The organism is Conexibacter sp. SYSU D00693 (assembly GCF_017084525.1).
Classification (GTDB): domain Bacteria; phylum Actinomycetota; class Thermoleophilia; order Solirubrobacterales; family Solirubrobacteraceae; genus Baekduia.
Window position 1 is genome coordinate 4,012,745 of the sequence record NZ_CP070950.1, and the last position, 13,520, is coordinate 4,026,264.

General features: G+C 73.3%; 11 protein-coding genes. 6 read left to right on the forward strand and 5 right to left on the reverse strand.

Annotation, left to right across the window (positions count from 1 at the left end; all coding sequences use genetic code 11):
- Positions 1–6 precede the first annotated feature (6 nt).
- The gene (locus tag JUB12_RS19825; RefSeq protein WP_205697170.1) at positions 7–834 is read right to left on the reverse strand and encodes an SDR family NAD(P)-dependent oxidoreductase; all 828 of its coding nucleotides are present in this window, start codon (positions 832–834) and stop codon (positions 7–9) included.
- A 131-nt stretch (positions 835–965) separates the two neighbouring features.
- On the opposite strand from JUB12_RS19825, the gene JUB12_RS19830 reads away from it, so the two are divergent.
- Entirely contained in the window at positions 966–1,262 is a 297-nt protein-coding gene (locus tag JUB12_RS19830; RefSeq protein WP_205697171.1) for a hypothetical protein, read from the forward strand.
- Positions 1,263–1,298: 36 nt separating this feature from the next.
- On the opposite strand, the gene JUB12_RS19835 is transcribed toward JUB12_RS19830, so the two are convergent.
- The 3 genes from JUB12_RS19835 to JUB12_RS19845 are packed head-to-tail and all read right to left on the reverse strand — an operon-like array spanning position 1,299 to position 4,577.
- Complete coding sequence (locus tag JUB12_RS19835; RefSeq protein WP_205697172.1) at positions 1,299–2,444, reverse strand: acyl-CoA dehydrogenase family protein; 1,146 nt, start codon at positions 2,442–2,444, stop codon at positions 1,299–1,301.
- 25 nt (positions 2,445–2,469) lie between these two features.
- Positions 2,470–3,987 (reverse strand): glycerol-3-phosphate dehydrogenase/oxidase, encoded by a 1,518-nt coding sequence (locus JUB12_RS19840; RefSeq protein WP_205697173.1) that lies wholly within the window; start codon positions 3,985–3,987, stop codon positions 2,470–2,472.
- On the reverse strand, positions 3,984–4,577 hold the full coding sequence (locus JUB12_RS19845) for a TetR/AcrR family transcriptional regulator (protein ID WP_205697174.1): 594 nt from the start codon (positions 4,575–4,577) through the stop codon (positions 3,984–3,986). The genes JUB12_RS19840 and JUB12_RS19845 overlap by 4 nt, the downstream gene beginning before the upstream one ends.
- Positions 4,578–4,716: 139 nt before the next feature.
- Here JUB12_RS19845 and JUB12_RS19850 point away from each other — a divergent pair, with 139 nt between their 5' ends.
- Both JUB12_RS19850 and JUB12_RS19855 read left to right on the forward strand, forming a co-directional pair.
- Positions 4,717–6,831 (forward strand): methyl-accepting chemotaxis protein, encoded by a 2,115-nt coding sequence (locus JUB12_RS19850; RefSeq protein WP_205697175.1) that lies wholly within the window; start codon positions 4,717–4,719, stop codon positions 6,829–6,831.
- A 63-nt stretch (positions 6,832–6,894) separates the two neighbouring features.
- Complete coding sequence (locus JUB12_RS19855; protein WP_205697176.1) at positions 6,895–8,502, forward strand: Na+/H+ antiporter; 1,608 nt, start codon at positions 6,895–6,897, stop codon at positions 8,500–8,502.
- 265 nt (positions 8,503–8,767) lie between these two features.
- Here JUB12_RS19855 and JUB12_RS19860 read toward each other — a convergent pair whose 3' ends face one another.
- Positions 8,768–9,958, reverse strand: coding sequence for an acyl-CoA dehydrogenase family protein (locus JUB12_RS19860; RefSeq protein WP_205697177.1), 1,191 nt, complete (start codon positions 9,956–9,958; stop codon positions 8,768–8,770).
- 95 nt (positions 9,959–10,053) lie between these two features.
- Here JUB12_RS19860 and JUB12_RS19865 point away from each other — a divergent pair, with 95 nt between their 5' ends.
- The 3 genes from JUB12_RS19865 to JUB12_RS19875 all read left to right on the forward strand — a co-directional run bounded on the left by JUB12_RS19865 (position 10,054) and on the right by JUB12_RS19875 (position 13,504).
- On the forward strand, positions 10,054–10,839 hold the full coding sequence (locus tag JUB12_RS19865) for an enoyl-CoA hydratase/isomerase family protein (RefSeq protein ID WP_205697178.1): 786 nt from the start codon (positions 10,054–10,056) through the stop codon (positions 10,837–10,839).
- On the forward strand, positions 10,836–11,615 hold the full coding sequence (locus JUB12_RS19870; RefSeq protein ID WP_205697179.1) for an arginase family protein: 780 nt from the start codon (positions 10,836–10,838) through the stop codon (positions 11,613–11,615). The genes JUB12_RS19865 and JUB12_RS19870 overlap by 4 nt, the downstream gene beginning before the upstream one ends.
- A gap of 314 nt (positions 11,616–11,929) precedes the next feature.
- On the forward strand, positions 11,930–13,504 hold the full coding sequence (locus tag JUB12_RS19875; RefSeq protein WP_205697180.1) for an acyl-CoA carboxylase subunit beta: 1,575 nt from the start codon (positions 11,930–11,932) through the stop codon (positions 13,502–13,504).
- Positions 13,505–13,520: the final 16 nt, after the last annotated feature.

Sequence of the window (13,520 nt, forward strand, 5' to 3'; positions counted from 1 at the left end):
CGGGCGCTAGGAGGTCATGCCCCCGAACTGCCCGCCCGTGATGTTCAGCACCTGGCCGTGCACGTAGTTCGACCACGGCGAGCACAGGAAGAAGACGCCGCCGGCGGCCTCCTCCGGGGTGCCGGCGCGGCCGAGCGGGATGAGGATCGACGCCATCGAGCGCAGCTGGTCCGGGATGCCGAGCTGGACCTTCTCGCCGTCGATCTCCATCTGGTTGCTCTCGTCCTTCGAGGCGGTCAGGCGGGTCTCGATGTAGCCGAAGGCCACGGCGTTGACGTTGATCTTGAACTGGCCCCACTCCTTGGCCAGCGTGCGGGTGAGGCCCACGACGCCGTTCTTGCCCGCGGAGTAGTTCGCCTGGCCGGCGTTGCCCATCGTCCCCGAGATCGACGAGACGTTGACGACCTTGCGGAAGACCTCCTCGCCGCGCTCCTTCTCGGCCTTGGCCGGCTCGCGCAGGTGCGGAGCGGCGGCGCGCAGCACCTTGAACGGGACGGTGAGGTGGATGTCGATCATCCGGTCCCACCAGTCGTCGCTCATCTTGTGGATCGGCGCGTCGAGCGTGTAGCCCGCGTTGTTCACGAGGATGTCGAGCTTGCCGAAGCTGTCGATCGCCGTCTGGATCAGCTTCTCGGGCGCGTCGCCCTTGGTCAGGTCACCGCCGAAGACGGCGGTGTCGCCCTGGATCTCGCTGGCGGTCTGCTCGGCCACATCGGCGTCGAGGTCGTTGATGACGACCGACGCGCCCTGCTCGGCGAGCAGCTCCGCGGTCGCGCGACCGATCCCGCGCGCCGACCCGGTGACGACTGCGACCTTCCCGTCGAGGACTCCCATGCCTGCTCTCCTTCGTTCTCTGCTGGGGACCGGCGGGATCCTATGGACCCGTCGTCCATGGGCGGTTGCCCGTACGCGGACGACGCCTGGTGGCCACCGGGACCTCCTTCTCGGCGCGTCGTTCAGAGGGCATGAACGCCACCACCAAGAAGCTCACCACCATCGCCGTGGCCGCCGCCCTCACCGTCGGTGGCGCCGCCCCCTCGGTCGCCGGCGCGAAGGCCACCGCCCCCGGCAAGCACACCGTCACGAAGCAGACCTACGTCTACAAGCAGGCGGGCAAGATCTTCGACGGGACGATGTTCAAGAAGGACACGTTCAAGGTCGAGCGCCTCTCGAAGTCCGGCAAGTGGGCGTACGGCATGGCCTACGGCCACGTCAACCGCCACGCCTGGATCCCGGCCGCGGTCCTGTCCCCGAAGAAGTAGCCGTCACCCTCGCCGCCGCTCGGCGGGCGGGACGGGCTAGATCGCGAGCGCCTTGCCCAGGATCTCCTTCATGATCTCGTCCGTCCCGCCCCCGATCGGCCCGAGCCGCGCGTCGCGCGCCATCCGCTCGATCTCGTACTCGCGCATGTAGCCGGCGCCGCCATGGAGCTGGAGGCAGTCGTCCATGACCTCGAACGCCGTGCGCTGCGTGACGAGCTTGGCCATCGTGACCTCCTTGACCGCGTCCTCGCCCTCGGCGAAGCGGCGCAGCGCGTCGTAGGTCACGCAGCGCGAGGCGTGGATGCGCGTCGCGATGTCGGCGAGCTTGTGGCGGACGACCTGGAAGCCGGAGACCGACCGGCCGAAGGCCTGGCGCTCCTGCACGTAGCTCACCGTCCGCTCCCACGCGACCTGCATCCCGGCCACCGCGCCGAGCGACATCAGCAGCCGCTCCCACTGGAAGTTGGCCATGATCAGGCCGAAGCCCTCGTTCTCGCGGCCGAGGAGGTTCTCGTCCGGGACGAACGCGTCCTCGAAGGCGATCTCGCCGGTGTCCGACGCGTGCCAGCCCATCTTCTCCAGGGCGCTGGCCCGCACCGCGTCCTGCTTGTCGACGATGAGGAAGCTGATGCCGTGGTGGCCGCCCTCGCCCGTGGTCTTCACCGCGGTGACGTAGAAGTCCGCGCGCACGCCGTTGGTGATGAACGTCTTGGAGCCGTTGACGGCCCAGCCGCCGTCGACCTTCGTGGCCTGGGTGCGCAGGCTGGCGACGTCCGAGCCCGCGTCGGGCTCGGTGATCGCCAGCGCCGCGATCTTCTCGCCCCTGATCGCGGGGCGCAGGTAGCGCTCGTGCTGGTCGTCGGTGCCGAACTTGAAGACCGGGGGCGTCGCGATGCCGATGTGCGCGCCGATGCCCGCCGCCAGCCCGCCCGAGCCGCAGCGCGCGAGCTCCTCGGTGAAGACCGCGTCGTGCAGGTGGTCGCCGCCCTGGCCGCCGAGCGCCTCCGGGTACTTCAGGCCGAGGAAGCCGTGCTCGGCGAGCTCGCCGAAGACGCTGTCCGGGAAGTGGTGGGCGGCCTCCCACGCGTCGGCGTGGGGGCGCAGGCGCTCGGTGACGAAGCGCCGGACGCTCTCGCGCAGCTCCTCGTGCTCCTCGGTGAACGGCGGGGTCGGGACGGCCATCGGCCGACCCTAGACGGCGCAGGCGTCAGGCGGCGCTGGCCGCCGGCGCGGGCTCGGCGAGCAGTTCGCCGACGCGCTCGGCGGCCGCCGCGCGTCGGGCCTCGTGGAGGTCGAGGCGCAGCCGGCGGTCGAGCACGTCCTCGGCGGTGAGCGCCAGCTCCCGCTCGCGTGCCCAGAGCACCTCGACGCCCAGCGCGGGGACGCCCGGGGCCAGCGGCTCGAGCAGCGCCGGGCGCTCGGCGGCAAGCGCCGCGACGGCCCCGGCCTCGGTCCCGAAGCGGCGCAGCAGCCGCTCGTGCGCGGCGTCGCGGGCGGCGGTGGGCCGCGGGCCGGCGGCACCGAGCAGCGGCAGCGTCGCCGTGCGGCACGGCACGTCGGTCAGCCGGTCGACGGCGTCCTGCGCCATGCGCCGGTAGGTCGTCAGCTTGCCGCCGACGAGGGTGAGCGCGCCGGTGGCGGCGTCCTGGAGGATCGCGTGCCTGCGGGAGACGTCGTGCGTCGCGCCCTCGGCGTGCAGCAGCGGGCGCAGGCCGGCGTAGCGGCCGACGACCGCGTCGTCCGGGATGCCGCCGGCGAACGCCGGGGCGAGCGCCTCGCGCAGGAACGCCTCGTCGGCCGCGGTGGGCCGCGGGGCGTCCTCGGGCGGGCCGTCGTGCTCGTCGTCGGTGATGCCGGCCACGACGAGGCCGTCCGAGGCCGGGATCGCGAAGACCCAGCGGCCGCGCAGGCCCGGGACGGGGACGTTGACGGCGGCGCGGGGGTGGCCCAGCGCGGCGGCGTCCAGGACGAGGTGCGCGCCGCGGCTCGGGCGCAGCTGCACGTCGGGCGCCAGGCTCTGGGCCCACACGCCGGTGGCGTTGACGACGTGCCGCGCGCGGACCTGGAACGCCGTCCCCGTCAGCTCGTCGACCGCCGCCGCGCCGTCCCCGTGGAGCGCCGTCACGCGCGCGCGGGTGACGACCCGCGCGCCGAGCGCCTCCGCGGTGCGGGCGACGGCCACGACGAGCCGCGCGTCGTCCTCCAGGCGCCCGTCCCACTGCAGCAACGCGCCGCGCAGCGTCCCGGTGCGCAGCCCGGGCACGAGCGCCCGCGCCTCGTGGGCGCTGATGCGCCCGGTGCGTGGCAGGTCGCGGCCCGAGACGCCTGACGCCGCCCGCAGGCCGTCGCCGAGGGCGAGGCCGACGCGGGTCTCGGCGCCCTTGCGGTGGTTGAGCCGCTCGCCGAGCGGGATGACGAAGGGCAGCGGGCTGACGAGGTGCGGGGCGATGCGGCGCAGCAGCAGGCCGCGCTCGCGGGCCGACTCCCACGCCACGCCGACCTGCCCCGTGGCGAGGTAGCGCAGGCCGCCGTGGACGAGCTTGGAGGACCAGCGGCTCGTGCCGGTCGCGAGGTCGCCGCGCTCGAGCAGCGCGACCGAGAGGCCGCGCGAGGCGGCGTCCAGGGCGACGCCGGCGCCGGTGATGCCACCGCCGACGACGAGCACGTCGACCTGCGCGCCACCGGCGAGCGCCTCGAGGTCGCGGCTGCGCTGGGCGGCGTTCACGGCGCGAGGTAGCGGTCGACGACGGTGCCGAGCTCCTCGCGCGCGACCGCGGCGGGCAGCGCCCGGTCGTGGGCGTTCGCGGCGAGGACGTGGCCGCGCACGACGAGCTCCAGGGCCGCCGCGAGCCGGGCCGGCTCGCCGAGGCGGACCGAGCCGTCGCCCATCCCGGCGCGCAGCTCGCCCTCGAGCTGGGCCAGGGCCGCGCGCTGGAACGTGCCGAGGCGCTCGACGACGTAGGGGAGCATCAGCTCCGGGTCGACGTCGAGGATGCGGTGCAGCACCTCGTCCTCGTCGAGCAGCTGGAGCATGCGCACCGTGGTGGCGACGATGCGCTGGCGCGCCGTGGCGCGGTCCTGGCTCTCGGCGTGCGCGCGCGCGAGGAGGCCGCCGAACTGCCGGGTCATGAGCGCCTGGACGACGGAGGCCGCGTCCGGGAAGCGGCGGTAGAGCGTCATCCGGCTGATCCCGGCGCGCCGCGCGATGTCCGCGGCGGTCGTGCGCCGCACGCCGACCGCCATCACGCACGCGCGCGCGGCGTCGAGGATCGCCTCGTCGCGCGGATCCGCTGCCTCGTGACGATGTGACAGCATGCGTCGAGATGTAACACACGGGCGGACCCGGTGCAACCGAACGGCCGCCGGGCCGCGACGAACGGCCTGCAGCGGCGCAGAAGTGCGGGTACCGGTCGAACTTCGTCAAGTGATCTGCGACACGGTCGACCAAGCGTGCATGCAGACCGTCCGGCTGCCCAAGCCCCGACTACGCGCGACGATCGCCGGCCTCCTGACCCTCACGGCGCTCGCCGTGGCCGCCGTCGTCGGCACGATCGGGGTCCGGGCCGCCTCCGGCGCCCTCCGCGACACCGCGGAGGCCCGCACCTCCGAGGTCGCCGTCAACGCCCTCGACAAGCTCGACCGCAACCTCTTCGAGCGCTACGGCGACGTCCAGGCCTACGCGCAGAGCGATCCGGCGACGTCGATGCAGGCCGAGCGCATCCGCGTGTGGATGGACACGATGATGGCCACCTACACGCCGATCTACCGGCTCATGGTGGTCGCCGACCGGCGGGGCCGGGTCATCGCCGCCAACACCGTCGGGCTCGACGGCAAGCCGCGCGACACGTCGAAGGTCGTCGGGCGCGACGTCTCGGGCGAGCGCTGGTTCCGCACCGCGATCGCGGGCCGGCTCAAGGCGGGCGAGACGCTCGTCGAGGACCTGCACCGCGACCCGCTGCAGGCGCTCGTCCCGGGCGAGCCCGCCGAGGCGATGAGCTTCACGTACCCCATCCGCGACGACGCCGGCCGGATCGTCGGCGTGTGGTCCAACCGGTTCAACTGGTCGGTGGCGACCGACATCCTCGTCGCCGAGGCCAAGCGCGCCGCCGCCAACGGCCACCCGGAGGCCGGGCTGACGCTGACCGACAGCGAGGGTCGCGCGCTGCGCCGCGCCGGCGCCCGCGACGCCGCGAAGGGCGACGCGCTGCGCGAGACCGCGCGGTCGAAGGGCTTCTCGCTGTACCCCGGGCTGGGCTGGCGGGTCACGGCCGCCGAGCCGCGGGCGGCCGCGCTGGCCGCCGCGAGCGACCTGCGCACGAGCGTGCTCGTCGTCGCCGCCATCGCGCTGCTGCTCGCCGCCGGCGCGGGCGTCCTGCTGGCGCGTTCGATCGTGCGCCGCATCGACCGCGTGCTCGAGACGCTCCAGAGCCTGCGCGACGCCTGCATCTCCGGCCTCGAGCAGGGCCTGGCGGCCTTCGCCCGCGGCGACCTGCGCCAGGACGTGGTCCCGCGGACGCCCGAGCTCGAGCGCCAGGGCCACGACGAGATCGGCGAGGTCTCGGCGGCCGTCGAGGACATCCGCGGCGCGACGGTCCGCGCCATCGGGGCCTACGGCACGTCGCGCGAGCAGCTCGGCCAGATGCTCGGCGAGGTCTCGACCGCCGCGTCCACGCTGACCGACGCCTCGCGCCAGGTCGCCGCCACCTCCGAGGAGGCCGGCCGCGCCGTCGCCGAGATCGCCGCGTCCGCGGGGGAGGTCGCCGAGGGCGCCCAGCGCCAGCTCGCGTCGGTCGACGCGACGCGCGAGCTCGCGGCCGACGTCTCCGAGACCATGGGCCGCTCGAGCGCCGACGCCACGGCGACCGGCGACGCCGCCGCCCGCGCCCGCGAGGACGTCGCCGCCGGCGTCCAGGCGGCCGAGGCCGCCAGCGCCGCCATGGCCGCCGTGCAGGCGGCGTCGTCCCAGGCGACCGAGGCGATCCGCGACCTCGGCGAGCGCTCCGAGCGCATCGGCGCGATCGTCGACACGATCACCGGCATCGCCGAGCAGACCAACCTCCTCGCGCTGAACGCCGCGATCGAGGCGGCGCGCGCCGGCGAGCAGGGCCGCGGCTTCGCCGTCGTGGCCGAGGAGGTCCGCAAGCTCGCCGAGGGCAGCCAGCAGGCCGCCGCCTCCATCGGCGACCTCGTCGCCGAGATGCAGGCCCAGACCGGCCGCGCCGTCGACGTCGTCGAGCGGGGCGCGGCGCGCAGCGACGAGGGCGTGTCGACCGTCGAGGAGGCGCGCGGCGCCTTCACCCGCATCAGCGCGTCCGTCGAGGACGTGGCGACGCGCATCGCCGAGATCGCCGGCGCCATCCAGGACGTCTCGACGTCGGCGGGCCGGGTGCACGAGGGCCTCGGCGAGGTCTCCGACGTCGCCGAGCACAGCGGCGCGATGACCGAGCGCGTGTCGGCCGGCACGGAGCAGACGTCGGCCTCGACGCAGGAGATCGCGGCCTCCGCCGCCGACCTCGCCCGCACCGCCGAGCGCCTCGACGCGCTGGTGCGGCGCTTCGAGCTCGCCTAGCCAACGGTCAGGGCCGCGACGTTTGGTCAGGGGCCCGGCATCGCCTAGCGTGCCGGGCCGCCCGTGGACCACGTCGAGCTCGTCATCCTGTTCCTGCTCGTCGCGGTGGCGGCGGTCGGCGCCCTCGCCCGCATCATCGGCGTGCCGTACCCGATCCTCCTGGTCGTCGGCGGCTGCCTGGCGGGCTTCGTGCCCGGCGTCCCGGACGTCGAGCTCGAGCCGGACCTCGTCCTGCTCATCTTCCTGCCGCCGCTGCTGTTCAACGCGGCGTACTTCTCGTCGGCGCGCGACCTGCGGCGCAACGCGCGGACGATCACGCTCAACGCCGTCGGGCTCGTCCTGCTCACCGCCGCGCTGGTGGCGGTCGCGGCGCACGCGACGATCGACGGGCTGTCGTGGGCGGCGGCGTTCGCGCTGGGGGCGATCGTCTCGCCGACCGACCCGCTCGCCGCCACCGCGATCGCCAGCCGGCTCGGCGTGCCCCAGCGGCTCATCGCCGCGATCGAGGGCGAGAGCCTGGTCAACGACGGCACCGCGCTCGTGGCCTACCGCGTGGCGGTCGCGGCGGCCGTGGGCGGCTCGTTCGACCTGCTCGACGCGAGCTCCGACTTCGTGGTCAACGCGCTCGGCGGCATCGCCGTCGGGTTCGTGGTCGGCAAGCTCATGGTGCTCGTCTTCCGCCACATCGTCGAGGACGACGTCGTCGGCGTCACCACGTCGCTGGCCGCGGGCTACGTCGGCTACCTGCCGGCCGAGCACCTCGGCGTGTCCGGCGTGCTGGCGGCGGTCTTCGTCGGGCTCGTCGTGGGTCGCCGGTCGCCCGAGATCGTCACGCCGAGCGCGCGCCTGCGCGGCTACGCGTTCTGGGAGGTCCTCGTCTTCCTGCTCAACGCGACGCTGTTCCTGCTCGTCGGCATGCAGCTGCCGGGGATCCTCGAGGACCAGGACCGCTCCGCCGGCACGCTCATCGGCCTCGGCGTGCTCATCAGCGTCACGGTGATCGGGTCGCGCCTGCTGTGGCTCAACACCGTCCCGTACGTCATCCGCGCCATCGACCGCCGGCCCGAGCAGCGCCTGCGGCGCATCGGCTGGCGTCCGCGCCTGGTGGCGGCGTGGAGCGGCCTGCGCGGCGCGGTCTCCCTCGCCGCGGCCCTCGCCCTGCCCGAGGACTTCCCGGAGCGCGACCTCCTCGTCTTCCTGACGCTGTGCGTGATCTTCTCGACGCTGGTCTTCCAGGGCCTCACGCTGCCGTGGGTCATCCGGATGCTCGGCGTGGAGGACGACGGCGAGGGCGAGCGCGAGGAGCTCCTGGCCCGCCGCGAGGCCGCCGAGGCCGCCATCGTCCACCTCGAGCGCCTCGCCGAGGAGGAGTGGACGCGCACCCGCACCGTCGAGCGCATGGCCGGCATGTACCGCTTCCGCCGCGCCCGCATCGCCCAGCGCATCGGCGAGGAGGGCGACTGGTACGTCCCGGACGACGGCGAGGACGACGACGACCGCTGGGCCGACCTCGACGGCCGCTCCAACGCCTACCAGCGCGTCGTCCGGGAGGCGCTGGAGGCCCAGCGCCGCCGGATCATCGAGCTGCGCGACGCCGGCGAGATCTCCGACTCCGTCCTGCACGTCCTGGAGCGCGAGCTGGACCTGGAGGACCAGCGGCTGGAGATCTAGGGGGCGCGGCGCGGTCGGCGCGGCGCGGTCGGCGGCGGCGTTCCGCTCGGGCGTCCGCGGGGTACGGACGGTCGTCGGTCGGCAGTGAGGGAGGGAGGCCTCTCGCGCCTGCGTCCTCCGTGGGCGGTCGTCGGGGTCCGGGCCCCGCGAGCCTGGAGTTCGCCGCCTATGTGGCGGTCAACATCAGGCTCACGCCCGAGCGCCCGAGAGGCCGTCGCTCGAGCGGGGCTCGCCCCCGCGCGGAGCTCCGCCCGCCCGGACGGTCCTACAGCCCGTACGACCGCCCGATGACGTCCAGCATGATCTCGTCGGTCCCCGCGCCGATGCGGTTCAGGCGCAGGTCGCGCCACGCCCGCTCGACGCCGTACTCCTTCATGTAGCCGGCGCCACCGTGGATCTGGATGCACTCGTCGGCGACCTCGACGGCGATGCGCGAGGCGTGGAGCTTGGCCATCGAGATCTCGCGGACGGGGTACTCGCCGTTGCCGAAGCGCCAGGCGGTCGAGTAGACCATCTGGCGGGCGGACTCGATCTTCGTGGCCATCTCCGCGAACTTGTGGCGGATGACCTGGAAGTGGCCGATCTGGCGGCCGAAGGCGGTGCGCTCCTGGGCGTACTTCAGCGTCTGGTCGAACACGTGCTGGGCGCCGGCGACGGAACCGGCGGCGCCGATGAGGCGTTCGCCCTGGAGCTCCCACATGATGTGGTAGAAGCCCTTGCCGACCTGGCCGAGGACGGCGGACGCGGGGACGCGGACGTCCTGGAAGGCCAGGAGCGCCGTGTCGCTCGCGTGCATCCCGAGCTTCTCGAGCTTCTTCTCGCGGATGACGCCCGGCGTGTCCATCGGGACGAGGAACAGCGTGAAGCCGTCGTAGCCGGCGCTGTCGTCGGTCTTCGTGACGAGGACGATCACGTCGGCGCGGTGGCCGTTGGTGATGTAGGTCTTCGACCCGTTGATGACGTACTCGTCGCCGTCCTTCACGGCGCGGGTCTTGATGCCGGCGACGTCGGAGCCCGCGTCGGGCTCGGTGATGCCGAGGCAGAGGATCTTCGTGCCCTGGATCGCCGGGACGAGCCACTGCTGCTTCTGCTCCTCGGTCCCGAAGAGGTGGATCGGCGGCATCGCCATGTCGGTGTGGACCGCAACGCCCATGGCCAGGCCGCCCGAGCCGGCGTAGGCCATCTCCTCGGCGAGGACGAGGTTGGCGAAGTAGTCGCCGCCCTGCCCGCCGTACTCCTCGGGCATCGAGAGCCCCAGGAAGCCGAGCTCGCCCATGCGCTCCAGGACCGAGTTGGGGAAGGTCGTCTCCTCCCACTCGTCCGCGTGCGGCGCGAGCTCCTTGACCACGAAGGCGTGGATCGACTCGCGGAGGCGGTCGTGCTCCTCCGTGAAGATCATGTGCTTGCGCTGGGCCCCGAAGTCGGGCTTCAGGACGTCTCCGGTCGTGGCGGCCATGGGGAGGACGGTACTGGTGGGAAGTGGGAAGTGCCACTTCCTACTCGTGGGCGAGCGGGCGGACACGCGCCAGCCCGACCGGATAGAACCCCGGCGTGCCCTCGTTCGAGACCGTCCGCTACGAGGTCGCCGACGGTGTGGCGACGATCGCGCTGGACCAGCCCGAGACGCGCAACGCGCTCTCCGACGACGTCCTCGACGACCTCCTCGGAGCGTTCGCCGCGGCCAAGGACGACGACGCCGTCCGCTGCGTCGTGCTCACGAGCACCCACGAGAAGGTCTTCTCGAGCGGCGGCAACCTCGCCGGCTTCGCGGCTGACGTCCCGCTGGTGCACAAGCACTTCGCGACCGACCGCTTCCCGCGCCTCTTCCTGCTCGTCGCCCAGCTCGGCAAGCCGTCGATCTGCGCCGCCAACGGCCACGTGCTCGCCGGTGCGCTCGGCGTCGCGCTCGCCTGCGACCTGGTGATCGCGAAGGAGGGCGTGACCTTCGGGACGCCCGAGATCAACGTCGGGGTCTTCCCCTTCATGATCATGGCGCTCATCTACCGCAACGTCGGGCGCAAGAAGACCAACGAGCTGCTGCTCCTGGGCGACCGCATCTCCGCCGAGGAGGCCGAGCGGGTCGGCATCGTCAACAAGGTCGTCCCCGCCGACGAGTTCGACGCCGCCGTCGCCGACTGGGCCTCGCGGCTGGCGGCGAAGTCGCCGCTGATGATGCGCCTGGGCAAGGACGCGATGGCCCGCCAGATGGACATGCCGTTCGCGGAGGCGCTCGAGCTCCTGCACCACAACCTCGTGCTCGCGTTCTCGACCGAGGACATCCAGGAGGGCGTCAAGGCGTTCTTCGAGAAGCGGGAGCCGCAGTGGACGGGGCGGTGAGGATCAGCGCGCTGCTGTGCCGCACCTCGGACCGGGCGGCCGGCGGCGCGGGAGGGGCGCAGGCGCTGGCGAAGGAGCTCGGTGACCGCCTGGGCGTCGAGCCGCGGCTCATCGGCACGCCCGGGGAACCGCGCGACGGCACGTGGGAGGACGACCTGCGCGGCTCGCGCGGCTGCATCCTCGAGGCCGGCGGCCAGGTCGACGACGCGCTGGCCGACGGCGTCGCGCCGATCCTGCTGGCCGGCGACTGCACCGTGTCGCTGACGACGATCCCCGCCGTCCTGCGCCACGAGCCCGACGTCCGCGTCCTGTGGCTCGACGCCCACGGCGACTTCAACACCCCCGACACGACGGTCTCGAAGTTCCTGGGCGGCATGTGCCTGAGTGGCGCGTGCGGGATCTGGGACGCCGGGATGCCGGGCCCGCAGCTCGACCCGTCGCGCGTGGTGACCTACGGCGTGCGCGACCTCGAGGGCCCCGAGCAGGTGCTGCTCGAGACCAACGGCGTGGGCCGCGCGACCCGCCCGTCGACGCTCGCCGAGAGCCTGCGCGGGCACAAGGTCTTCGTCCACCTGGACTGCGACGTGCTCGACCCGGAGCTGCTGCCCGGATCGCTCTTCCCGGCGCCGGGCGGGCTGCGCGACGGCGAGCTCGCGCAGGTCCTCGGGCAGGTCGCCGGCGAGGCCGAGGTCGTCGGCCTCGAGGTGACCGCGCTGGCCTCCGCGGAGCACGCGCCGCTCGTCGCGGACTGCCTCGACCCCCTCTTCGGCCTCTAGCCGGTCGGGCCAGCAGTCGCGGGTGCGTGACGCCTCGAGCATGCCTGACATGCACGAGGCGTCACGCAGTCCCGCACGGAGCTCCGTCCCTCGCCGCCGAGCCCGCAGCGGCCTGCGGTCATCGGTGGCGTCTGGACGTCGCCCCATGACCTCGAAGCGCCACGCGATGCACAGCGGCGCCGCGGACGACGAACCGCGCTGGCGCCCTCGACCCCTCCTCCTCGGAGCCGACCGGCGACCGCTCGGTCGGCCGGGAGCGCCGGGGAGCGGAGCTCCGTCCCGCCTCGAGCTGGGGGCGGTAGCGTGCCGCGGCCATGAGCACGTCCGAGGCGCCGCCGTCCATCCTCCGCCCGCTCGTGGAGGAGCTGCACGAGAAGCGGGCGCTGGCGCGCCTCGGTGGCGGCGAGGAGAAGATCGCCAAGCAGCACGACAAGGGCGCGCTCACCGCCCGCGAGCGGCTCGACCTGCTCTTCGACGACGGCGACTACACCGAGCTCGGGATCCACGGCGGGATCCACTACTCCGTGCGCGGCCTGGAGGGCAAGGAGGCGCCCGCCGACGGCGTCGTGACGTGCTTCGGCCGCGTCGACGGCAGGATGGTCGCGGCCTGCGCCTACGACTTCACCGTCATGGCCGGCTCGATGGGCATGACCGGCGAGGCGAAGGTCGCGCGGCTGCGCGAGCTCGCGCTCACCAAGCGCATGCCGATGGTGTGGCTGCTGGACTCCGCGGGCGCGCGCATCCAGGAGGCCGTCGGCTCGCTCTTCGCCGGCACCGGCCAGCTCTTCCGTGAGGAGGTCGTCGCCTCCGGCGTCATCCCGCAGGTCGCCGCGCTCATGGGCCCGTGCGCCGCGGGCACCGCCTACATCCCGGGCCTCGCCGACTTCGTGCCGATGGTCAAGGGCCGCGGCTCGATGGCCCTCGCCGGCCCGCACCTCGTGCGCGCCGCGGTGGGGGAGGACGTCACCCAGGAGGAGCTCGGCGGCTCGCGCGTGCACTGTCGCAAGTCCGGCGTCGGCGACCTGGAGGTCCCCGACGACGAGACGTGCATCTCCTCGATCAAGCAGTACCTCTCGTTCATGCCGTCCCACAACCGGGACACCGCGCCGGTCGTCCCGTGCGACGACCCGATCGACCGCATGGACGAGGAGCTGCTCGACGTCCTGCCGGACTCCAACCGCAAGCCCTACGACATCCACACGGTCATCGACCGGATCGTCGACCGTGACTCGTTCTTCGAGCTCAAGCCGCAGTGGGCCAAGACGCTCGTCACCGGCTTCGCCCGGTTCGGCGGGCGCCCCGCGGGCATCGTCGCCAACCAGCCCAAGCAGCTCGGCGGCATCCTCGACAACGACTCCGCCGACAAGGCCGCGCGCTTCGTCAACCTCTGCAACGCGTACGGCATCCCGCTCGTCTTCCTCATGGACGTCCCGGGCTTCATGGTCGGCACGAAGGTCGAGCAGGCGGGGATCATCCGCCACGGCGCGAAGATGCTGCACGCCGTGGCCAACGCGACGGTCCCGAAGGTCACCGTCGTCCTGCGCAAGGCCTACGGCGCCGGCTACTACGTCATGAACGGCCGTGCCTACGAGCCCGACCTCATCGTCGCCTGGCCGACCGCCGAGATCTCCGTCATGGGCGCCGAGGGCGCGGTGGAGATCGTCATGCGCAAGCAGGTCGAGGCGGCCGACGACCCGGCCGCCAAGAAGCAGGAGCTCATCGAGGCCTACCGCAAGGTCATCGACGTCCAGATCCCCGCGAAGAACGCCATGATCGACGACGTCATCGACCCCCGCGAGACGCGCCCCGTGATCTGCAAGGCGCTCGAGATGGCCGAGGGCAAGGTCGTCGAGCGCCCCTGGAAGCGCAACGGGGTCGTCCCGGTCTAGTCCGCCGCTGACGGTG

What these genes read in the sequence shown, in the direction of transcription:
- JUB12_RS19825 (WP_205697170.1), bottom strand. Translation starts at nt 834, where the DNA reads ATGGGAGTCCTCGACGGGAAGGTCGCAGTCGTCACCGGGTCGGCGCGC.
- JUB12_RS19830 (WP_205697171.1), top strand. Translation starts at nt 966, where the DNA reads ATGAACGCCACCACCAAGAAGCTCACCACCATCGCCGTGGCCGCCGCC.
- JUB12_RS19835 (WP_205697172.1), bottom strand. Translation starts at nt 2,444, where the DNA reads ATGGCCGTCCCGACCCCGCCGTTCACCGAGGAGCACGAGGAGCTGCGC.
- JUB12_RS19845 (WP_205697174.1), bottom strand. Translation starts at nt 4,577, where the DNA reads ATGCTGTCACATCGTCACGAGGCAGCGGATCCGCGCGACGAGGCGATC.
- JUB12_RS19850 (WP_205697175.1), top strand. Translation starts at nt 4,717, where the DNA reads ATGCAGACCGTCCGGCTGCCCAAGCCCCGACTACGCGCGACGATCGCC.
- JUB12_RS19860 (WP_205697177.1), bottom strand. Translation starts at nt 9,958, where the DNA reads ATGGCCGCCACGACCGGAGACGTCCTGAAGCCCGACTTCGGGGCCCAG.
- JUB12_RS19875 (WP_205697180.1), top strand. Translation starts at nt 11,930, where the DNA reads ATGAGCACGTCCGAGGCGCCGCCGTCCATCCTCCGCCCGCTCGTGGAG.